Here is a 21100-nt window from a genome sequence, read left to right as displayed (position 1 = left end):
TTTATTGCTCAAGTTATAAAGATAGTCTTAGAACGGATAGCCGTTAAAAAATAACCGATTGTGAATATCTTGAAACTAAAATGTTTCATTTTTTGAGACGCCGCGCGCACCAAATCAATGCAACAAAACGCTGACGCACTCGTGCGGTGCGCTCGACGCACCCAAAATGTGCGCAGGTGCGACAAAACGTCAGCAAAAGTAAACCGGCGCGCGAGGTCGCCATAGATAAAAGCAAGGAGTGTGCCAGCCGCGTTGATTTAACGGCATTTTCTGACTGAGGTGGGGATATTGACGGGAAAGTGGGGCGCGGCGGGCGCGCCCCGACGGAGAGGATTATTTGCGGCGCAGGCCCAACATCAGCGCCCAGCCGCCCAGCAGCAGGGTAATCACCCACAGCGGCGTGGCGCCGAAGCGCGCATAAGGCGTGACGCCGGTGGTCGGCGTGACCTTCACTTCGAGCACCTGACGGGTGAACTGCGGGATTTCGGCGATCACCTCGCCGTTCGCGTCCACCGCGGCGGTGACGCCGTTATTGGTGCTGCGCAGCAGCGGCCGGCCGAGCTCCAGCGCCCGCATGCGCGCCATCTGGAAGTGTTGCCACGGGCCGATGGAGTGGCCGAACCAGGCATCGTTGGAGATGGTCAGCAGGAAGTTGGTGTCCGGGCGGAAGTTATCGCGCACCTGCTGGCCCAGCACGATTTCGTAGCAGATGGCCGCCGTCAGGTTGTACCCGCGCACGCTGAGCTGCGGCTGCACATAGTCGCCGCGGCTGAAGGAAGACATCGGCAGATCGAAGAACGGCGCCAGCGGCCGCAGCAGCGTCTCCAGCGGCACGAATTCGCCGAACGGCACCAGGTGGTGCTTGTTGTAGCGATTCTTGTCCGGGTAGCTGTACGGCGTCGGTTCGCCGAGCACGATGGCGCTGTTGTAGATCTGCTGGCCCTGTGGCGTGGCGCGCACGTCGACGATGCCGGTGATCAGGCTGCTGTTCTTCGCCCGCATCAGGTCGTCCATCATGGTCAGGAAGCCGTTCTGGTTGGCTTCATAATCCGGGATGGCGGACTCCGGCCAGATGACGATCGGCGCCTTGCCCACGTACGGACGGGTTTCGTCCAGATAGGTTTGCAGCGTGCTGACCAGCGCTTTCGGATCCCATTTCATCGACTGGGCGATGTTGCCTTGCACCATGGCGACGTTTACCGCTTTCTCCGGCTGCGGGGTAAACCACTGCAGCTGGCGCAGCGGCCACGGCAACAGCAGCAGCGCGGCGGCGATGACCGCAGCCGACAGGCGGCGCTGATTGACGGCGTACACCAGCAGGCCGGCGATGGCCATCAGCACAAAGGTGATGGCGTCGACGCCCAGCAGCGGCGCGATGCCCTTCAGCGGGCCGTTGATCTGGCTGTAGCCGAACTGCAGCCAGGGGAAGCCGGTCAACACCCAGCCGCGCAGGAATTCGGTCACCTGCCACAGCGCCGGCGCGGCGATGGCCAGCCGCCACCAGCGGGTGGCCGGGCACAGGCGCGTCAACAGCCCGGCGAACAGCCCGGTATACAGCGACAGGTAAGCGGCGAGCAGCACCACCAGGAAGACGTTGACGGCGAAAGGCATGCCGCCGAAATCGGCGATGCTGACATACACCCAGTTGATGCCGCTGCCGAACAGCCCGAAGCCCCAGACAAAGCCGAGCAGGGCAGACTGTTTGGCGGTGCGATTGAGGGTAACGGCCAGCAGGCCGAATAGGGATACGATGGCCGCGGGCCAGAAGTCGTAGGGCGAGAACGCCAGCGTCCCGCCGGCACCTGACAACAGCGCCAGCAGGGCGCGAACCCGCTGGCGTTCAAGTAATGAGGCTTTAGCCATGTTGGATTTAATCTTCCAGTTTCGGTGGTGGAGAATCGTCCGGAATTTTTACATGAACCTGGATAATACGTCGACTGTCGGCCATGGCAACTTTAAATAGGTAACCTTCGATTTCAATGGTTTCCCCGCGCGCCGGCAAGTGACCGAAGGCCTGCATCACCAGACCGCCGATGGTATCGACCTCGTCGTCGCTGAAATGGGTGCCGAAGGCTTCGTTAAAGTCTTCGATCGGGGCCAGCGCGCGCACGGTGTACATGTGGCGGCTGAGCTGGCGGATATCCAGATCGTCTTCGTCGTCGTATTCGTCTTCGATCTCGCCGACGATCAGTTCCAGAATGTCTTCGATGGTGACCAGGCCGGATACGCCGCCGAATTCGTCAATGACAATCGCCATGTGATAGCGCTGGGAGCGGAACTCTTTCAGCATCCGGTCGACGCGTTTGCTTTCCGGCACCACCACCGCGGTGCGCAGCACCTTGTCGATGCTGAACGGCTCGGAGTCTGCGCGCATGAACGGCAGCAGATCCTTGGCCATCAGGATGCCTTCGATGTGATCTTTGTCTTCGCTGATCACCGGGAAGCGCGAGTGGGCGGAGTCGATAATCACGTCCAGGCACTCTTCCAGCGTCTGGTTGCGCTTGAGCGTCACCATCTGGGAGCGGGGGATCATGATGTCGCGCACGCGCTGCTCGGCGATATCCATCACGCCTTCCAGCATGTCGCGAGTATCGGGATCGATCAGGTCGTTTTGTTCGGAATCACGGATCAGCTCGACCAGATCGCCACGGTTTTTGGGCTCGCCGTGGAACAGCTGGTTAAGGATAAGAGTAAAGAACCCCTTCTTGGGACTGGGGCTGTCATTGCTTTGTGAATGGTCGTCGCTCATGGCGTTTTCGTTACTGTCACTCATGTCAGAGTTAAGGGGCGTCAGCGACAGCCCCGCAGGGGGCTGTAGGGTAAACGGCTGACGTCAGACGGGGTCTTTTTCCGCCAGGTACGGATCAGGATAGCCCAGTCCGTGCATGATTTCGGTTTCCAAAGACTCCATTTCTTCGGCTTCATCGTCTTCGATGTGGTCATACCCTAGCAGATGAAGACTGCCGTGGACAACCATATGCGCCCAGTGGGCCTCCAGCGCCTTGCCTTGCTCAATCGCTTCCTGTTCAACCACCTGGCGGCAGATGATCAGATCGCCGAGCAGCGGCAGCTCGATGCCCGGCGGGGCCTCGAACGGGAAAGAGAGCACGTTGGTCGGCTTGTCTTTGCCGCGGTAGGTCAGGTTCAGCTCGTGGCTTTCCGCTTCGTCAACCAGACGCACGGTCACCTCGGCCTCTTCCTGAAATTGCGGCAGCACGCCTTCCAGCCAGCGCTGGAAGGTGGCCTCATCCGGCAGGCCGTCGCCGCTTTCACAGGCAATCTGCAGATCCAAAATCACCTGGCTCATGGTGTCTCCTGCTCGGAGGCGGCGAGCGCCTCGCGCTTACGTTGTTCGGCAATCGCGTCTTTGCGTTTCTGTTCGGCCGCTTCCCAGGCCTCATAGGCGATGACCACGCGGGCCACCACCGGGTGGCGCACCACGTCTTCGCTGTGGAAGAAGTTGAAGCTCAGTTCTTCCACGTCCGACAGCACTTCCACCGCGTGGCGCAGGCCGGATTTCTGGTTGCGCGGCAGGTCGATCTGGGTGACGTCGCCGGTGATGACCGCCTTCGAGTTGAAGCCGATGCGCGTCAGGAACATCTTCATCTGTTCGATGGTGGTGTTCTGGCTCTCATCCAGAATGATAAAGGCGTCGTTCAGCGTGCGGCCGCGCATATAGGCCAGCGGCGCGACTTCGATCACGTTGCGCTCGATGAGCTTCTCCACGCGCTCGAAGCCCAGCATTTCGAACAGGGCGTCGTACAGCGGGCGCAGATAGGGATCGACCTTCTGGCTCAGATCGCCCGGCAGGAAGCCCAGCTTTTCGCCGGCTTCGACCGCGGGGCGGGTCAGCAGAATGCGGCGAATTTCCTGGCGCTCCAGCGCATCTACCGCGGCGGCGACCGCCAGGTAGGTCTTGCCGGTGCCCGCCGGGCCGATGCCGAAGGTGATGTCGTGATCGAGAATGTTGGCGATGTACTGCGCCTGGTTGGGCGTGCGCGGTTTCACCATGCCGCGCTTGGTTTTGATGGTGACCGCCTTGCCGTAATCCGGCACGCTGTCGGCTACCTGTTCCAGCACCCGGCTCTCTTTGATGGCCAGATGGATTTGCTCCGGATCGATATCCGGGATCACGCCGCGAATCGGCGCGGTATCCACGTACAGATGGCGCAGGATATCGGCGGCGGCGGCCACGCACAGGTTTTTGCCGACCAGCTTGAAACGGTTGTCGCGGCGATTGATTTCGATGCCCAATCGGCGCTCGAGTTGTTTGATGTTGTCATCAAACGGGCCGCACAGGCTGAGCAAACGCTTGTTGTCTGCGGGCTCTAACAAAATTTCTTGTGTTGCGACGTTCAAACTATTCCTCTAGGTCACATCGGGCCTGGTTGATGTCACATAGCGCGTCCGGGACGCGCGCGTTCAGGGCGAGCCTGAATACTCTCTTTCTTGAATTATTCATGGTGCGCCGCAACGGCGCAAGTTTACCGCTGATCTATCTGTGCGCCGTCGGCGAAATTCAAGGGAAGATAAGGAAAAAACGCGGCGGGGCGCAAAGCCCGCCGCGTCATCACAGAACAAGGCCGCTGGGAATCAGTTCTTTTTCACGAACTCGGATTTCAGCTTCATCGGGCCGAAGCCATCGATTTTGCAGTCGATGTTGTGATCGCCTTCGACCAGGCGAATGTTTTTCACCTTAGTGCCGATCTTGAGCATCGAGGAGCTGCCTTTGACCTTCAGGTCTTTGATCACGGTGACCGCGTCGCCGTCCGCCAGCAGGTTGCCGTTGGCGTCTTTGACGATCAGCGCGTCCTGATCTTCCGCCGGGGCGCTGTCGCTCCACTCGTGGGCGCACTCAGGGCAGATGAACAGGGCATTGTCCTGGTAGGTGTATTCGGAGTTGCACTTTGGGCAGTGTGGGAGTTGCATGGTATGTCGCCTCTTCAACAATAAAAAAATAAAAAAGCAAATCACCGGGCGCGGACGCCCGGCGGAGAAACGGTAAGGAGTAGCGCGAATGGGCGGCGATAAGGCGGCCGCCGCGGCGTCAGGGCTGGTAAATGCCGACGCCCAGCGCGTTTTCTTTGCGGGTACGGGCGATCACCGACTGCGGGGATTCATGTACGCGCAGATCCATCTGCTGTTCGGTGCGCACCACTGCGCCACGCAGGGTGTTGGTCAGCACCTCGGTAATTTCCACGTCGACGAACTGGCCGATCATGTCGGGGGTGCCCTCGAAGTTTACCACACGGTTGCACTCCGTGCGCCCGGCCAGCTCCATCACGCTTTTGCGCGAGGTGCCCTCCACCAGAATGCGCTGGACGGTGCCGAGCATGCGGCGGCTGAACTGCAGCGCCTGCTGGTTGATGCGGTCCTGCAGAATATACAGCCGCTGTTTTTTCTCTTCTTCGCTGACGTCGTCGACCATGTCCGCCGCCGGGGTGCCCGGGCGCGACGAATAGATGAAGCTGAAGCTGACGTCGAAATTGACGTCGGCGATCAGGTTCATGGTCTGTTCGAAATCGGCCTGGCTTTCGCCCGGGAAACCGACGATGAAATCGGAGCTGAGCTGGATGGCCGGCCGCGCCTTGCGCAGCTTGCGGATAATCGCCTTGTACTCCAGCGCGGTGTGCGCGCGTTTCATCATGGTCAGGATGCGATCCGAACCGCTCTGCACCGGCAGGTGCAGGAAGCTGACCAGCTCCGGCGTGTCTTCGTACACCGCGATGATATCATCGGTGAACTCGATCGGGTGGCTGGTGGTGAAGCGAATGCGATCGATGCCGTCGATGGCCGCCACCAGGCGCAGCAGTTCGGCGAACGAGCAGATATCGCCGTCATGCGTGGCGCCGCGGTAAGCGTTGACGTTTTGGCCGAGCAGGTTGACCTCGCGTACGCCCTGCGCCGCCAGTTGGGCGATTTCGAACAGCACGTCGTCGCTCGGGCGGCTCACTTCCTCGCCGCGGGTGTAAGGCACCACGCAGAAGGTGCAGTATTTGTTGCAGCCTTCCATGATCGACACGAATGCGGTCGGGCCTTCGGCGCGCGGTTCCGGCAGACGGTCGAACTTTTCGATCTCCGGGAAGCTGATGTCGACCACCGGGCTGCGGGTGCCCTGAACGTGATTGATCATTTCCGGCAGGCGGTGCAGGGTCTGCGGGCCGAATACCACGTCAACGCAGGGCGCGCGGCTGCGGATCAGTTCACCTTCTTGCGAGGCCACGCAACCGCCGACGCCGATGATCACCGACGGGTTCTTTTCTTTCAGCAAGCGCCAGCGCCCCAGCATGGCGAAAACTTTCTCCTGCGCCTTTTCACGGATCGAGCAGGTGTTCAGCAGCAGCACGTCCGCCTCTTCGGCGTTATCGGTCCACTCGAAGCCGTGCGTGCTGTTCAACAGGTCGGCCATTTTCGATGAATCGTACTCATTCATCTGGCAGCCCCAGGTTTTGATATGTAGTTTTTTCGTCATTGACTTGCCATTACTCAGTGCGGAGCGAAAGTTGCGTTACGCGACATGCAGGGCGCGTATTGTAATCATTTGCCGCCGTTGTGACCAGCGCGGGGGAAAATGGCACGCAACCTGAAGCCGGAGCGAAAATCCGGTACACTGCGCAAAACGCCATACCGGGTGGGATGGCGAGCATTCACACAGAAAACATAGCCAATATGAAGACATCTCAAAATCGGTATGACGCGGTGGTGGTCGGCGGCGGCATGGTCGGCGCGGCGGCGGCCCTGGGGCTGGCGCAGGCGGGCAGGTCGGTGGCGTTGCTGGAACATCAGGCGCCGCAGGCGTTCGAGGCGCAAAGCCCGCCGGATCTGCGCATTTCCGCTATCGGCTGCACCTCGGTGGGGCTGCTGAAACAGCTCGGCGCCTGGCAGGCCGTGACGGCGATGCGCACGGCGCCGTATCGCCAGCTGGAGACCTGGGAGTGGGCGTCGTCGCGCGTGGCGTTCGACGCGGTGTCCCTGGGGCTGCCGGAGCTGGGCTTTATGGTGGAAAACCGCATTCTGCAGCTGGCGCTGTGGCAGCAGTTCGCGCAGTGCGCCAATTTGACGCTGCTGTGCCCCGCCAGGCTGCAATCGCTGCAGCGGGCGGACAATGCCTGGCAACTTACGCTGGACGGCGGTGAGACGCTGCAGACGCGTTTGGTTGTCGGCGCCGACGGCGCCAACTCGCAGGTGCGCAAGCTGGCGGCGATCGGCACCAACGGCTGGCAGTATCGTCAGGCGTGCATGTTGATCACCGTCGATACCGGCGCGCCGCAGCAGGATGTGACCTGGCAGCGCTTCTTCCCATCCGGGCCGCGTGCCTTCCTGCCGCTGTACGACAGCTGGGCGTCGCTGGTGTGGTATGACAGCCCGCAGCGCATTCGCCAGCTGCAGGCGATGCCGCCGGCGCAACTGGAGCGCGAGATCGCCGCCGCTTTCCCGGCGCGACTGGGCCCGGTTAAGGTGCACGCCGCCGGTTCGTTCCCGCTGACGCGGCGTCATGCGCAGCGCTACGTGTTGCCGGGGCTGGCGCTATTGGGTGATGCGGCGCATACCATCAATCCGCTGGCCGGGCAGGGCGTCAATCTGGGGTATCGCGACGTGGATGCCTTGCTGAACGTATTAAGCGATGCGCGGGAGCAGGGAGAGGACTGGAGCAGCGAGGCGGTACTGCTGCGCTATCAGCGCCGCCGCCGTACCGACAATCTGCTGATGCAGAGCGGCATGGATCTGTTCTATACCGCTTTCAGCAATAACCTGGCGCCGCTGAACGTGGCGCGCAATCTGGCGCTGATGGCCGCGCAGCGGGCGGGCAAGCTGAAAGAGCATGCGTTGAAATACGCGTTGGGATTGTAACCGACAGGGCTCGGCTGCGGCTGGGCTCGTTAGGATTGGCCGAGCGCCGAAAAGCAAAAAGCCCGCCGAAGCGGGCTTTTCTAAATATGGCTGGGGTGCCAGGATTCGAACCTGGGTATGCTGGTATCAGAAACCAGAGCCTTACCGCTTGGCGACACCCCAATTATGGTGGCTACGACGGGATTTGAACCTGTGACCCCATCATTATGAGTGATGTGCTCTAACCAGCTGAGCTACGTAGCCGATGGTGCTTTTTACTTCTTTGATTTGCAAGCAGTTTGTTATGGCTGGGGTACCTGGATTCGAACCAGGGAATGCCGGTATCAAAAACCGGTGCCTTACCGCTTGGCGATACCCCACCTGCAAACAAATCTTATGTTGAAACCCCATTCCCGAAAGAATATGGCTGGGGTACCTGGATTCGAACCAGGGAATGCCGGTATCAAAAACCGGTGCCTTACCGCTTGGCGATACCCCATCAACATACTGCGCCGACGATGAAGAGAAATGGTGCGGGAGGCGAGACTTGAACTCGCACACCTTGCGGCGCCAGAACCTAAATCTGGTGCGTCTACCAATTTCGCCACTCCCGCAAATGCAAAAAAGAGATGGTGGCTACGACGGGATTCGAACCTGTGACCCCATCATTATGAGTGATGTGCTCTAACCAGCTGAGCTACGTAGCCCTCTTTTTTTGCTTTGCCTTCATCGGCGTTGCGGGGCGCATTATGCGTATATGACCGATTTGCGTCAACAAGTTTTTTCCCGAAAAAGTGCTCGGAAGCGCCGTTTGTCTGGGTTGTGAACATTATGGCGATAAAATCGGCAATTCAGGCAGTTGGCGGGGGGAAAAGGCAACAAAAAGGCGGGCCAAAAGGCCCGCCCCGAGGGAAAGCGCCGCGCGATTATTTATAGGCGGCCTGGTGTACGCCGACGGCGCGGCCGGAAGGATCGTCCATCTTCTTGAACGATTCGTCCCATTCGATGGCCTTGGCGGACGAGCAGGCGACAGACGGGCCGCCCGGCACGCATTCGGCGGCGCTCGGCAGCGGGAACAGCTCCTCGAAGATTTCGCGGTACAGGTAGCCTTCTTTCGAAGTCGGCGTGTTGTACGGGAAGCGGAAACGCGCAGTTTCGAGCTGTTGATCGCTGATTTGCTGCGCAGCGACCTCTTTTAGCGTGTCGATCCAGCTGTAGCCGACGCCGTCGGAGAACTGCTCTTTCTGGCGCCAGGCCACGCTGGCCGGCAAATAGGACTCGAAACATTCGCGGACGATGTGTTTTTCCATTTTGCCGTTGCCGCACATTTTATCTTTCGGGTTGATGCGCATCGCCACGTCGAGGAATTTCTTGTCCAGGAACGGTACGCGGGCCTCAACGCCCCAGGCGGACATCGCCTTGTTGGCGCGCGCGCAGTCGAACATATGCAGCGCCAGCAGCTTGCGCACGGTCTCTTCGTGGAATTCGCGGGCGTCCGGCGCCTTATGGAAGTAGAGGTAGCCGCCGAACACTTCGTCCGCGCCTTCACCGGAGAGCACCATCTTGATGCCCATCGCCTTGATTTTACGCGACATCAGGTACATCGGCGTCGAGGCGCGGATGGTGGTGACGTCGTAGGTTTCGATGTGGTAAATCACGTCGCGGATGGCGTCCAGGCCTTCCTGCACGGTGAAGTGGATTTCATGGTGCACGGTGCCCAGATGGTTGGCCACCTCCTGCGCGGCGCGCAGATCCGGCGAGCCTTCCAGGCCGACGGCGAAGGAGTGCAGCTGTGGCCACCAGGCCTCGCTGCGTTCCTGATCTTCCACGCGGCGCGCGGCGTACTTCTTGGTGATCGCCGAGATGACCGAGGAATCCAGCCCGCCCGACAGCAGCACGCCGTAAGGCACGTCGGACATCAGGTGGCTTTTCACCGATTCTTCCAGCGCGGTGCGCAGGGCAGTGGCGTCGGTCACGTTGTCTTTGACGCTGTCGTAATCGAACCAGTCGCGGCGATAGTATTCGCGGATCTCACCGTCCTGGCTCCACAGGTAGCTGCCGGCCGGAAATTCCTTGATGGTGCGGCACACCGGCACCAGCGCTTTCATTTCCGAGGCGACGTACAGGTTGCCGTGCTCGTCGTGGCCCATGTACAGCGGGATGATGCCCAGATGATCGCGGCCGATCAGGTAGGCGTCTTTTTCGGTGTCGTACAGGGCGAAGGCGAACATGCCTTGCAGATCGTCAAGGAAGTCCGGGCCTTTCTCCTGATACAGCGCCAGAATCACTTCACAGTCGGAACCGGTCTGGAACGCGTAGCGGTCGCTCAGCTGTTGGCGCAGCGCCTGGTGGTTGTAAATTTCGCCGTTGACCGCCAAAACGTGGGTGTGCGCAGCGTTGTACAGCGGTTGAGCGCCGTTGTTGACGTCGACGATCGACAGGCGTTCGTGGGCCAAAATGGCTTTGTCGCTGGCGTAAACGCCGGACCAATCCGGGCCGCGGTGGCGCATCAGGCGCGACAGCTCCAGCGCTTTCTTACGCAGTTCAACGGGATCGGACTTCAGATCGAGCACACCGAAAATAGAACACATACAACTCTCCTAACGGGCTTTTATGACTGTGATGTTGTTTTTACTGTTATGGGCAGCATTGCCGATTCATCAGCGATAACGCGGTTTTGCTGCGCTGTGGTTATGAAAATGCGCCTAAAGCTGCATGAGATGCAAGCGTTTTAGCCATACGCTGAGAAATAGTTGTTTGCCTGGGCGCGGTTTTTGACGGATTTTCAGTTATCGGCGGGGAAAATTAGCGATTATGCAATTTTTAGCGTAATGACGGGATTGCCGGCCGGTTTGACCGGCAATCGATTAGCGATTAGGCGATGAGCTGCCACAGGGTGAAGGCGGCGTCCGGCGTCCAGCCGGCGTTGGAGGTGTGCGCCTGAATACAGGTGTATTTCTTGCCTTTATAACTCACCACGTCGCCGGCTTGGTAGCTGTGGTTGTTCTGCCACTCGGGCGCGCTCGGATCGGGCGGCGTGCCGTCGTTGGCGGTTTTGACCGCCAGCGCGCTGCTCGGCAGCGAGGTATTGCCCTGGCTGTCGGTTGCGGTAACGAAGTAGCTGTACTGGGTGGCCGGAGCCAGGCCGCTGTCGGCCAACGACAGGCCGGCAGTCTGGCCGATCGGGTTGCCGTTGCGGTAAACGGTGTAACTGGCGATCGGTAAGGCACCGGTGGCGGCGGCCCAGCTCAGCTTCAGCGAGGTGGCGCCCAACTCGGAGACCGTCAGCGCCGTCGGCGCATTAGGCTTTCCCGGCGGCGGGGTGACTCCGCCCTGAATCAGCGGCGCGTAGCGGGTTTTGAACTCCCAGCTGTAGGCCACGCCGGCTTTGCTCTTGCCGTTGTCCCAGTTGATTGACCAGGTCATCAGGCCCTTGATCGACAGGTTTTTGGCGTCGAGACGCGAGAAGGCGTTATACACCGCTTGTTTGTCGATCACGTAGCCGGTGGCGGCGGCATCGTTGTTGCTCGGCAGACCGATGACGAATTTTGCTGCAGGGATCTTTGCATAGCCGCGGGTGCCGGTGACCAGGCTTTCCGTCAGGTAGTAGAGGAAGTCCTCTTTCATGGCGTCGTTATTTTGCGTGATCCAGGCGTTGAGCTCGTCCACCCAAATACCGTCGCCACCCTGGTTATAATATTGCGGCGCGATAAAGTCATAATAGCCTTCGAGGGCGTTGATATAATCCAGGTAGGTGCCATTGGTGCGTAAATATGGGAATTCCGGCGCCATGCTGATAATAAAGTTTTTCCCCTGCGCGGCGTAATGGTCTTTTACTTTTTTCAACGCCGCAGGCAAGACGGTTTTATTATTGGCGGCGCCGATCGCCGCCTGTTCCAGATCGATATCCAGGCCGTCGAAGCCGTAGACTTCCACCAGGCGAATAATCTCATCTTTCAGCCGGTCTTCGTCGCCGGTTTTCAGTTCGATGTGCGCGTCTGCGCCGCCGAGGGAGATCAGCACCGCGCGGCCCTGGCTGTTCAGCACGCCCACCTGGCGGCGGAACTCGGCGTCGGACAGGTTGTAAGGCTTGAAGGTCGGGATGCCCTGGCCTTTCATAAAGGCGACGGCCACCACGTTATATTCGGCGGGAATGTCGGTCAGGTTCATATTGGCGAACTGGCCTTGTTGATAACCGTCACTGGCGCCGGCGGCCCAGTTGTGCCAGAACCCCATCAGGATTTTTTTATTGGCGATAGTCGGCATAATGGCTGCGTCATCGGCGGCATTAATAATGTTATTTGTGCTCATGGTAGCCTCATTAATTAGGGTAAGGGATTTTCGCCTGCCGGCAATATCAGCTATTGGCGGGGCGTAAGGTTATAATGAGGGTTTTTAGCGCGGGCAGGCTGAAACCTTTTGCGGCCATGAACGAATTAAATTCAAACTGGGGTCAGGAAGAGGGAAATAATGGCGGCCGGGCAGCCGCCATAAATGCATCAGAAAATAGTGATATCGGCAACGGAAGGGTAGACGTAGCTCGGGCGGAACGGCATGGTTTCGATGTCGCTCAGCGTGGAGACGCCGGACAGCACCAGCACGGTTTCCAGGCCGGCCTGGAAGCCCGCCAGAATGTCGGTGCGCAGGTTGTCGCCGACGATCACCGTCTCTTCCGAGTGCGCCTGCATTTTGTTCAATGCGGCGCGAATGATCCACGGGCTGGGCTTGCCGACGTAAAACGGCTTGCGGCCGGTGATCTTCTCGATGGGGGCGCACAGCGCGCCGCAGGCCGGCGAGAAGCCGTGGCCGTGGCTATCCGGGTTGGTGGCGATAAAGCGCGCGCCGTTACTGACGAAGTAGGCGGCCTTGTGCATCATGTCCCAGTTGTAAGAGCGGGTTTCCCCGACGATCACGAAATCCGGGTTGATGTCGGTGATGGTGAAACCGGCTTTGTACAGCTCATGGATCAGCGCGCCTTCGCCGACCACGTAGGCTTTTTTGCCTTCCTGGCGGCGCAGGAAATCGGCGGTGGCCATCGCCGAGGTATAGAACGCGCTCTCCGGCACTTCCAGCCCGGCGGCGGCGAAGCGGTTCGCCAGATCCTGCGCGGTCTGTGACGGGTAGTTGGTCAGCACCACCAGCGGCATGCCTTGTTCCTGGATGCGCGCCAGGAACAGATCGGCGCCGGGCACCGGCGTATTGTCATGCAGCAGCACGCCGTCGATATCGCATATAACGTTTTTGATTTTCATTTGTCGCTGTTTCTCATGATTACGGCAGGCAAGGGGTGACGATAACACACCTGCCAGAAGCGGCGGATCAGCTTTCCAGCAATCGCTGCAAGAGCACGCCGTTGAGCATCGCGCGTTTGGCCAGGGCGAAAGCGCCGATCGCCGAGCGATGATTGAGTTCGGAGGTCACCACCGGTAGATTCTTGCGGAAGTCCTTCAGCACCTGGGTATTGATGCAGCTCTGGATCGCCGGCAGCAGCACTTTGTCCGCTTCGGTGATCTCACCGGCGATCACCACCTTCTGCGGATTGAACAGGTTGATGGCGATGGCCACCGCCTTGCCCAGATAGCGGCCGACGTGTTCGATCACTTCGCTGGCCAGCAGATCGCCGCGGTTGGCGGCCTTGCAGATGGCGTTGATGCCGCAGTCTTCCAGAGTCAGTTTGCTCGGGTAGCCCTGGCTCAGCAGCTGGCGCACGCGCTGTTCGATCGCCGCGTTGGCGGCCACCGTTTCCAGGCAGCCGAAGTTGCCGCAGTGGCAGCGTTCGCCGAGCGGATCGATCTGGATATGGCCGATCTCGCCGACGTTGCCGTTGTTGCCGAGAAAAATCTGCCCGTTGACGATGATGCCGGCGCCGGTGCCGCGGTGCAGGCGCACCAGAATCGAGTCTTCGCAGTCGCGGGTGGCACCGAAGTAGTGCTCCGCCAGCGCCAGGCTGCGGATGTCGTGGCCGACGAAGCTGGTGACGTTGAAGCGCTGCTGCAGGTTGTCCACCAGCGCCCAGTTGCTGACGCTGATGTGCGGCATGTAGCGCACCACGCCCAGCGCCGGATCCACCAGGCCGGGCAAGATCACCGCGATGGCGATCAGCTCGCGCAGGCGGCGCTGATTCGCTTCGATGAATTGGGCGATGGCGGCGAACAGCGCATTCTCCAGCGTTTCCTGGGTGCGTTCCGGCAGCGGATAGTGTTCTTCGCCGAGCGATTTGCCGCTCATGTCATACAGGGTGATGGTAGCGTCGTGGCGGCCGAGACGCACCGCGACGGTATGGAAATGACGGGTTTCCGACACGATGGAGATCGCGCGGCGGCCGCCGGTGGAGGCTTGCTGATCGACTTCTTTGATCAGCCCGCGCTCCAGCAGCTGGCGAGTAATTTTGGTGACGCTGGCGGGGGCAAGCTGGCTGAGTTCGGCAATTTGAATGCGCGAGATCGGGCCCTGCTGGTCGATCAGGCGGTAAACTGCCGCGCCGTTAAGTTGTTTGACTAAGTCAACGTTCCCTATTTGTGCTTGTCCGCCGGTGCTCATCAATAATGTTACTCGCTGTTCATTGAATTAAACCTCGTTACCGTTAACGAGCGTTTTGGTGATTTTAAAATCACGGGTGAAGGCGGTCAGGTTAGCCACCTTGCCGGCTTCGATGGTGCCCAGACGGTGCTCGACGCCGATGGCGCGCGCCGGGTACAGCGTCGCCATGCGCAGCGCTTCGTCTAGCGCGATGCCGATATGTTCGACGCTGTTTTGCACCGCTTCGATCATGGTCAGCGCGGAACCGCTCAGGGTGCCGTTCTCATCCACGCACAGCCCATCCCGATAGTATATTGTTTTACCGGCGAAAATAAATTGGTCAATATCTGCACCTGCCGGTGCGGTCGCGTCGGTGACCAATACCAATTTATCACCTTTCAGGCGTTTGGCGTTACGGATACTCGCCCAGGCCACGTGATGGCCGTCGGCGATGATGCCGGTATAGACCTCCGGCGTGTCGAAGATCGCTCCCATCAGCCCCGGTTCGCGGCCGGTGATATACGGCATGGCGTTGTACAGGTGGGTGGCGAAGCTGATGCCGGCGGCGAAGCCGGTGCGAGCCTGATCGTAGGTGGCGTTCGAGTGGCCGGCGGAGACCACGATGCCGGCCTCGGTCAGCTGCTTGATAACGTGCGGCTCAACCATCTCCGGCGCCAGCGTCACCTTGGTGATCACGTCGGCGTTGGCGCACAGGTAATCGATCATGTCCTGCGTTGGCTTGCGAATGAACGCCGGGTTATGGGTGCCTTTTTTCACCGGGCTGAGGTACGGCCCTTCCAGGTGCAGGCCCAGCGCCTGGTTTTGGTGCTTTTTCAGATAGGCGCGCATCACCTCGACGCTGTGCTTCATGAATTCGTCGCTGCTGGTGATCAGCGTCGGAAGATAGCTGGTGCAGCCGGATTTCTCGTTGGCGCGCTGCATGATCTCCAGCGTTTCTTCCGAAATCGCTTCCAGCGAATCGTTGAACTGTACGCCGCCGCAGCCGTTCAGCTGCACGTCGATAAGCCCGGGGGCCAGGATGGCGCCACCCAGGTCGCGCGTTTCGATGCCGGCGGGCAATTCAGCCGCCGGGCAGACTCTCTCGATCAGCCCATCAGCGATAATGACTGCATGGTCATCAAGTACGTCGTGGCCGGTATAGATTCGGCCGTGGGTTAAAGCGAACATCGTAGCCCCCTGCAAAGATTAAAGACTTTTCACGCTTTCCGCTTCTAACTCGCGGAAATATTTGACGGTTTTGACTTTCAGTTCCATGGTGGCCGGCTCGTCGCACACCACCACCGCTTTGGCGTGTAGCTGCAGGCAGCTGATGGTCCACATGTGGTTGATGTTGCCTTCCACCGCGGCCTCCAGCGCCTGCGCCTTGGCGTGGCCGGTCACCAGGATCATTACTTCTTCCGCGTCCAGCAGCGTACCCACGCCGACGGTCAGCGCATATTTCGGCACCAGGCTGACGTCGCCGCCGAAGAAGCGCGAGTTGGCGATGCGGGTGTCTTCGGTCAGCGTTTTGATGCGGGTGCGCGAAGCCAGGGACGAAGCCGGCTCGTTGAACGCGATATGGCCGTCGATGCCCACGCCGCCCATGAACAGGTTAATTTTGCCGTAAGACTTGATCTTCTCTTCGTACTGGCGGCACTCGGCGTCGACATCCGCGGCGTTGCCGTTCAGCAGGTTGATATTTTCACTAGGGATATCAACGTGATCAAAGAAGTTGCGGTACATGAAGGTGTGGTAGCTTTCCGGGTGTTCCTGCGGCAGGCCAACGTACTCGTCCATGTTGAAAGTCACAACATGCTTAAAGCTTACTTCACCTGCTTTGTGCATCGCAATCAGATGTTTGTAGGCTTCCAGCGGCGTGCCGCCGGTAGGCAGGCCGAGGACAAACGGGCGCTCTGCGGTTGGCTTGAATGCGTTGATGCGTTGAACGATATGACGCGCGGCCCATTTGCCGACTTGTGCGGTATCTTTCAGTGGGATAAGTCTCATCTAACACCTCTTGGGATAAGTAAACTAAAGCTATACTGTACGGGCCTGCGGGAGTCCTAAGCGTAACCCAGCTTTATGATTCTCGCGTGAATCGTCCGTCCGGTTGATTTTTTGAATGATAAAATAAGTTTTGTGTGATGGCCAGCAATCCGGGAGGGAAAGACTACTTTTTGGTGATATTTATCACAAAAAGGGAGGTTTTAATTTGCGATACAAAATAAATTTTTTACACTCGGCATGAGTGATACGTGCCATGCGTTGTTTCTAAAAAGGTAGTGAGAGCTCCAAATAAACTACTAATAGGGTCCGTCCGCGGACAACATAGGGGGAAAAGGTGAACATTCTTAGTTATTTGCAAAAGGTGGGACGGGCGCTGATGGTGCCGGTCGCCACGCTGCCCGCCGCCGCCATCTTGATGGGCGTTGGGTACTGGATTGACCCTGTTGGTTGGGGCGGCGACAACGCGCTCGCCGCTTTCTTCATTAAATCCGGCTCCGCTATCATCGACAACATGTCGGTGTTGTTCGCTATCGGCGTGGCCTACGGCATGTCCAAAGACAAGGACGGCGCCGCCGCGTTGACCGGCTTCGTCGGCTTCCTGGTGCTGACCACCCTCTGTTCACCGGCCGCCGTGTCGATGATTCAGAAGATCCCGCTCGATCAGGTGCCTGCCGCGTTCGGCAAGATCCAGAACCAGTTCGTCGGTATTCTGGTGGGTATCATCTCCGCCGAAGTGTACAACCGCTTCAGCGGCGTCGAGCTGCCTAAGGCGCTGTCGTTCTTCAGCGGCCGCCGCCTGGTGCCGATCCTCATTTCCTTCCTGATGATCCTGGTCGCTTTCATTCTGATGTACATCTGGCCGGTGATCTTCAACGGTCTGGTGAACTTCGGTGAACACATTCAGAAAATGGGTTCGGTCGGCGCCGGCATTTACGCCTTCTTCAACCGTCTGCTGATCCCGGTCGGCCTGCACCACGCGCTGAACTCGGTATTCTGGTTCGACGTGGCCGGCATCAACGATATTCCTAACTTCCTCGGCGGCCAGCAGTCAATCGAAGCCGGTAAAGCGGTTGTTGGCATCACCGGCCGTTATCAGGCGGGCTTCTTCCCGATCATGATGTTCGGTCTGCCGGGTGCAGCGCTGGCCATCTATCACTGCGCGCGTCCTGAAAACAAAGCCAAAGTGGCAGGCATCATGCTGGCGGCCGCGTTCGCCGCCTTCTTTACCGGTATCACCGAACCGCTGGAGTTCTCCTTCATGTTCGTGGCACCGGTGCTGTACGTGATCCACGCCGTGCTGACCGGTATCTCGGTGTTCATCGCCGCCAGCATGCACTGGATCGCCGGTTTCGGCTTCAGCGCCGGGCTGGTGGATATGGTGCTGTCGTCCCGCAACCCGCTGGCGACCCACTGGTACATGCTGATCCCGCAGGGCTTGGTGTTCTTCGTCATCTACTACGTGGTGTTCCGCTTCACCATCAAGAAATTCAACCTGATGACCCCGGGCCGCGAACTGGCGGTTGCCGGTGACGAAACCGACGGTTATGACGTCAACGTCGACAGCAACGCCGGTAAAGACGAAAACGAAACCACCACGCTGGCCCGTCGCTACGTCGGCGCGATCGGCGGTTCCGACAACCTGACCGGCATCGATGCCTGCATCACCCGCCTGCGTCTGAATGTGAAAGACTCTGCGCTGGTGAACGACGCCTTGGCGAAACGCCTCGGCGCATCCGGCGTTATCCGCCTGAACAAGCAGAGCGTGCAAGTGATCGTCGGCACCCGTGCTGAACTTATCGCCAGCGCAATGCGCAACGTGATTGCAGCCGGCCCGGTAGCGGCTGCGGCGGCCCCGGCGGCGGCCCCTGCCGCGGAAGCCAAACCGCAGGCGGTGCCGAACGCGCCGAAAGCCGCGTTTGAAACGCTGGTAGCGCCGGTGACCGGTGAAGTCGTGGCGCTCGATCAGGTGCCGGACGAAGCTTTCGCCAGCAAGGCGGTAGGCGACGGCCTGGCGATTCGCCCGACCGACAACATCGTCGTGGCGCCGGCGGACGGCACCGTGGTGAAAATCTTCAATACCAACCACGCGTTCTGCCTGGAAACCGACAAGGGTGCCGAGATCGTGGTGCACATGGGGATCGACACCGTCGCGCTGGAAGGCCAGGGCTTCAAACGCCTGGTGGAAGAGGGCGCGGAAGTGAAAGCCGGTCAACCGATTCTGGAACTGGATCTGGATTATCTGAACGCCAACGCGCGTTCGATGATAAGCCCGGTGGTGGTCAGCAACTCTGACGACTACGCCGGCCTGGCGGCGCTGGCCAGCGGCTCGGTGGTCGCCGGTCAGACCAAGCTGTACGAGATCCAAAAGTAAGGCCGTTTTTACCTGAGTAGTACCGGGGGCCGGCCACGCATCATGGCGGAGTTTGCCCCGATTTGGCGGGAAGAGAGCGATCTCTTCCCGCTTTTTTTATCCCGTTTCGCCCCACGGTGGTGCGCTGCGCGCCGAGGGGGCAACGCGCCGCATTTTTCGTGCAACAAACGGTTGTTTCCAGACGTGGCTTGTTGGATCATAGGCGGTTATGTGTAGCGCTTTGCATTGAGGAACAGTGAAATGAGTGAGGCTGAAGCCCGCCCAACCAATTTTATCCGTCAGATCGTCGATGAAGATCTGGCGTCGGGGAAACACACGTCGGTACATACCCGCTTCCCGCCGGAGCCTAACGGCTATCTGCATATCGGCCACGCCAAGTCCATCTGCCTGAACTTCGGCATCGCCAAGGACTATCAGGGCCAGTGCAACCTGCGTTTCGATGACACCAACCCGGTGAAAGAAGACATCGAGTTCGTGGAGTCAATCAAGCACGACGTGGAGTGGCTGGGCTTTGAGTGGAGCGGCAACGTTCGTTACTCCTCAGACTATTTCGATCAGCTGCACCAGTATGCGGTCGAGCTGATCACCAAGGGGCTGGCCTACGTCGATGAGCTGTCGCCGGAGCAGATCCGTGAATATCGCGGCACCCTGACCGCGCCGGGCAAAGACAGCCCGTACCGCGATCGCAGCGTGGAAGAGAACCTGGCGCTGTTCGAGAAGATGCGCAACGGCGAGTTCGCCGAAGGCGCCGCCTGCCTGCGCGCCAAGATCGATATGGCTTCGCCGTTTATCGTGATGCGCGATCCGGTGCTGTACCGCATCAAGTTCGCCGAACACCACCAGACCGGCAATAAATGGTGCATCTACCCGATGTACGATTTCACCCACTGCATTTCCGATGCGCTGGAAGGGATCACCCATTCGCTGTGTACCCTGGAATTCCAGGATAACCGCCGTCTGTATGACTGGGTGTTGGATAACATCACCATTCCTTGCCACCCGCGTCAGTACGAGTTTTCGCGCCTCAACCTCGAATACGCCATCATGTCGAAGCGCAAGCTGAACCAGCTGGTGACCGAGAAGATCGTCGAAGGCTGGGACGACCCGCGGATGCCAACCGTCTCCGGTCTGCGCCGCCGCGGTTATACCGCCGCCTCGATTCGCGAGTTCTGCCTGCGCATCGGCGTGACCAAGCAAGACAACAACGTCGAGATGGTGGCGCTGGAATCCTGCATCCGCGACGATCTGAACGAGAACGCGCCGCGCGCCATGGCGGTGCTGGATCCGGTGAAAATCGTCATCGAGAACATGGGCGATGCGGTGGAAATGGTCACCATGCCTAACCACCCGAACAAGCCGGAAATGGGCAGCCGCGATGTGCCGTTCAGCCGCGAGATCTATATCGATCGCGCCGACTTCCGCGAAGAAGCCAACAAGCAGTACAAGCGCTTGGTGCTGGGCAAGGAAGTGCGTCTGCGCAATGCGTACGTGATCAAGGCCGAGCGCGTCGAGAAGGACGAAGCGGGCGAGATCGTCACCATCTTCTGCAGCTACGATGCGGAAACGTTGAGCAAAGATCCTGCCGACGGCCGCAAGGTGAAGGGCGTGATCCATTGGGTGTCCGCGGCGCACGCGCTGCCGGCGGAAATTCGCTTGTACGATCGCCTGTTCAGCGTGCCTAACCCGGGCGCGGCGGAAGATTTCCTCTCCACCATCAACCCGGAATCGCTGGTGATCAAGCACGGCTTCGTCGAGCCGAGCCTGGCGGCCGCACAGCCGGAGAAAGCCTATCAGTTCGAGCGTGAAGGTTACTTCTGCGCCGACAGTCGCTATTCGTCGGCCGAGCATCTGGTGTTTAACCGCACCGTCGGCCTGCGCGACACCTGGGCGAAAATCGAGGGCTAATCTTATTCGCCTCGAAAATTAATGAATCAGCGCGGCTTAGGCCGCGCTTTTTTTGCCTGTAATTTCACCTGCGATCTATTCCTCTCTGATTTTAACCGGAGCGCGTTTAATTAATCACGGCGCATTAACCCATAAGCTTTCTGATATTGGCCTTGTTAGTCTTAATATTTACTTATATATTCGTGATGCGAATTAATTTCATTTAGAGAGCGCTTTCAATTTTTATCGCCTGACTGACGGATTTAGTCAGGCTGAAACCATTAATCGTCTCTGGTTGACCTGGTATCTCAATTTATTCTGATTTAATTGAATTTTTTATTCGACACCTTCCATGATCACCGGCGTAACAAAATCTCACTGATATGTGCTCCTTGTCATACTTTGACAAATCTCCCTCATTTTTCATTTGATAATTCGCGTCGCGAAAAATAGTCTGTCTGTAGCAATTAGTGCTGTGGGAATAACATC

Annotated in this window: 15 protein-coding genes and 6 tRNA genes; 3 read left to right on the top strand and 18 right to left on the bottom strand. The window is 59.1% G+C overall.

The features are described from left to right. Positions 1-333: 333 nt before the first annotated feature. The 6 genes from lnt to miaB form a co-directional block, all read right to left on the bottom strand. Positions 334-1863 carry an apolipoprotein N-acyltransferase gene (gene lnt / locus ACJ8HB_RS17270; RefSeq protein ID WP_033647194.1) on the bottom strand — a complete coding sequence of 510 codons (1530 nt, stop codon included), beginning with the start codon at positions 1861-1863 and terminating at the stop codon, positions 334-336. A gap of 7 nt (positions 1864-1870) precedes the next feature. Then, positions 1871-2749: a CNNM family magnesium/cobalt transport protein CorC gene (gene corC, locus ACJ8HB_RS17265; RefSeq protein ID WP_004939973.1), complete on the bottom strand. Its 879-nt coding sequence runs from the start codon at positions 2747-2749 to the stop codon at positions 1871-1873. Between the two features lie 84 nt (positions 2750-2833). Next, a complete protein-coding gene (ybeY, locus tag ACJ8HB_RS17260) occupies positions 2834-3307 on the bottom strand; it encodes an rRNA maturation RNase YbeY (protein WP_033637441.1) in 474 nt (157 codons plus the stop codon). Then, the gene (locus ACJ8HB_RS17255) at positions 3304-4359 is read right to left on the bottom strand and encodes a PhoH family protein (protein ID WP_033637443.1); all 1056 of its coding nucleotides are present in this window, start codon (positions 4357-4359) and stop codon (positions 3304-3306) included. Before ACJ8HB_RS17255 ends, ybeY begins: the two co-directional genes overlap by 4 nt. Before the next feature lie 234 nt (positions 4360-4593). Beyond that, a complete protein-coding gene (locus ACJ8HB_RS17250) occupies positions 4594-4929 on the bottom strand; it encodes a zinc ribbon domain-containing protein YjdM (RefSeq protein ID WP_004939967.1) in 336 nt (111 codons plus the stop codon). Between the two features lie 118 nt (positions 4930-5047). Beyond that, positions 5048-6472, bottom strand: a complete 1425-nt coding sequence (miaB, locus tag ACJ8HB_RS17245; RefSeq protein ID WP_025301853.1) for a tRNA (N6-isopentenyl adenosine(37)-C2)-methylthiotransferase MiaB — start codon at positions 6470-6472, stop codon at positions 5048-5050. 197 nt (positions 6473-6669) lie between these two features. Here miaB and ubiF point away from each other — a divergent pair, with 197 nt between their 5' ends. Continuing rightward, positions 6670-7851 carry a 3-demethoxyubiquinol 3-hydroxylase gene (gene ubiF, locus ACJ8HB_RS17240; RefSeq protein WP_442520201.1) on the top strand — a complete coding sequence of 394 codons (1182 nt, stop codon included), beginning with the start codon at positions 6670-6672 and terminating at the stop codon, positions 7849-7851. Between the two features lie 87 nt (positions 7852-7938). Here ubiF and ACJ8HB_RS17235 read toward each other — a convergent pair. From ACJ8HB_RS17235 to nagB, 12 genes are all read right to left on the bottom strand, one after another. Then, positions 7939-8013: transfer RNA gene (locus ACJ8HB_RS17235), tRNA-Gln, on the bottom strand. Between the two features lie 4 nt (positions 8014-8017). Next, positions 8018-8094, bottom strand: a tRNA-Met gene (locus ACJ8HB_RS17230). Between the two features lie 41 nt (positions 8095-8135). Continuing rightward, positions 8136-8210, bottom strand: a tRNA-Gln gene (locus ACJ8HB_RS17225). A 44-nt stretch (positions 8211-8254) separates the two neighbouring features. Continuing rightward, positions 8255-8329, bottom strand: a tRNA-Gln gene (locus ACJ8HB_RS17220). A gap of 30 nt (positions 8330-8359) precedes the next feature. Next, positions 8360-8444, bottom strand: a tRNA-Leu gene (locus tag ACJ8HB_RS17215). A gap of 16 nt (positions 8445-8460) precedes the next feature. Next, a tRNA-Met gene (locus tag ACJ8HB_RS17210) sits at positions 8461-8537 on the bottom strand. Between the two features lie 219 nt (positions 8538-8756). Further along, positions 8757-10421 carry an asparagine synthase B gene (gene asnB, locus ACJ8HB_RS17205; protein WP_033637446.1) on the bottom strand — a complete coding sequence of 555 codons (1665 nt, stop codon included), beginning with the start codon at positions 10419-10421 and terminating at the stop codon, positions 8757-8759. A 283-nt stretch (positions 10422-10704) separates the two neighbouring features. Then, positions 10705-12141, bottom strand: coding sequence for a carbohydrate-binding protein (locus ACJ8HB_RS17200; protein ID WP_047568895.1), 1437 nt, complete (start codon positions 12139-12141; stop codon positions 10705-10707). A 188-nt stretch (positions 12142-12329) separates the two neighbouring features. Continuing rightward, on the bottom strand, positions 12330-13082 hold the full coding sequence (locus ACJ8HB_RS17195; protein ID WP_004939957.1) for an HAD-IIA family hydrolase: 753 nt from the start codon (positions 13080-13082) through the stop codon (positions 12330-12332). Positions 13083-13149: 67 nt separating this feature from the next. Further along, positions 13150-14370, bottom strand: a complete 1221-nt coding sequence (nagC, locus tag ACJ8HB_RS17190; RefSeq protein ID WP_033637448.1) for a DNA-binding transcriptional regulator NagC — start codon at positions 14368-14370, stop codon at positions 13150-13152. 27 nt (positions 14371-14397) lie between these two features. Beyond that, positions 14398-15537: an N-acetylglucosamine-6-phosphate deacetylase gene (nagA, locus tag ACJ8HB_RS17185; RefSeq protein WP_033647188.1), complete on the bottom strand. Its 1140-nt coding sequence runs from the start codon at positions 15535-15537 to the stop codon at positions 14398-14400. Positions 15538-15555: 18 nt separating this feature from the next. Beyond that, complete coding sequence (nagB, locus tag ACJ8HB_RS17180; RefSeq protein ID WP_033655301.1) at positions 15556-16356, bottom strand: glucosamine-6-phosphate deaminase; 801 nt, start codon at positions 16354-16356, stop codon at positions 15556-15558. Positions 16357-16690: 334 nt separating this feature from the next. Here nagB and nagE point away from each other — a divergent pair, with 334 nt between their 5' ends. After that, positions 16691-18727 (top strand): N-acetylglucosamine-specific PTS transporter subunit IIBC, encoded by a 2037-nt coding sequence (nagE, locus tag ACJ8HB_RS17175; protein WP_047568893.1) that lies wholly within the window; start codon positions 16691-16693, stop codon positions 18725-18727. Between the two features lie 240 nt (positions 18728-18967). Continuing rightward, positions 18968-20632 (top strand): glutamine--tRNA ligase, encoded by a 1665-nt coding sequence (gene glnS, locus ACJ8HB_RS17170; protein ID WP_033655303.1) that lies wholly within the window; start codon positions 18968-18970, stop codon positions 20630-20632. Positions 20633-21100: the final 468 nt, after the last annotated feature.

The organism is Serratia sp. CY27727 (assembly GCF_052169275.1).
Taxonomy (GTDB): domain Bacteria; phylum Pseudomonadota; class Gammaproteobacteria; order Enterobacterales; family Enterobacteriaceae; genus Serratia; species Serratia sarumanii.
Note: the sequence above shows the minus strand (reverse complement) of the source record. Positions and strands in the feature narration are given on the sequence as shown.

Excerpts from the sequence above, each read along its gene's own strand:
- ubiF (WP_442520201.1), top strand. The coding sequence starts at position 6,670 with ATGAAGACATCTCAAAATCGGTATGACGCGGTGGTGGTCGGCGGCGGC.
- lnt (WP_033647194.1), bottom strand. The coding sequence starts at position 1,863 with ATGGCTAAAGCCTCATTACTTGAACGCCAGCGGGTTCGCGCCCTGCTG.
- ybeY (WP_033637441.1), bottom strand. The coding sequence starts at position 3,307 with ATGAGCCAGGTGATTTTGGATCTGCAGATTGCCTGTGAAAGCGGCGAC.
- miaB (WP_025301853.1), bottom strand. The coding sequence starts at position 6,472 with ATGACGAAAAAACTACATATCAAAACCTGGGGCTGCCAGATGAATGAG.
- glnS (WP_033655303.1), top strand. The coding sequence starts at position 18,968 with ATGAGTGAGGCTGAAGCCCGCCCAACCAATTTTATCCGTCAGATCGTC.
- ACJ8HB_RS17195 (WP_004939957.1), bottom strand. The coding sequence starts at position 13,082 with ATGAAAATCAAAAACGTTATATGCGATATCGACGGCGTGCTGCTGCAT.
- asnB (WP_033637446.1), bottom strand. The coding sequence starts at position 10,421 with ATGTGTTCTATTTTCGGTGTGCTCGATCTGAAGTCCGATCCCGTTGAA.
- ACJ8HB_RS17200 (WP_047568895.1), bottom strand. The coding sequence starts at position 12,141 with ATGAGCACAAATAACATTATTAATGCCGCCGATGACGCAGCCATTATG.
- ACJ8HB_RS17250 (WP_004939967.1), bottom strand. The coding sequence starts at position 4,929 with ATGCAACTCCCACACTGCCCAAAGTGCAACTCCGAATACACCTACCAG.
- nagB (WP_033655301.1), bottom strand. The coding sequence starts at position 16,356 with ATGAGACTTATCCCACTGAAAGATACCGCACAAGTCGGCAAATGGGCC.
- nagA (WP_033647188.1), bottom strand. The coding sequence starts at position 15,537 with ATGTTCGCTTTAACCCACGGCCGAATCTATACCGGCCACGACGTACTT.
- nagC (WP_033637448.1), bottom strand. The coding sequence starts at position 14,370 with ATGAGCACCGGCGGACAAGCACAAATAGGGAACGTTGACTTAGTCAAA.
- corC (WP_004939973.1), bottom strand. The coding sequence starts at position 2,749 with ATGAGCGACGACCATTCACAAAGCAATGACAGCCCCAGTCCCAAGAAG.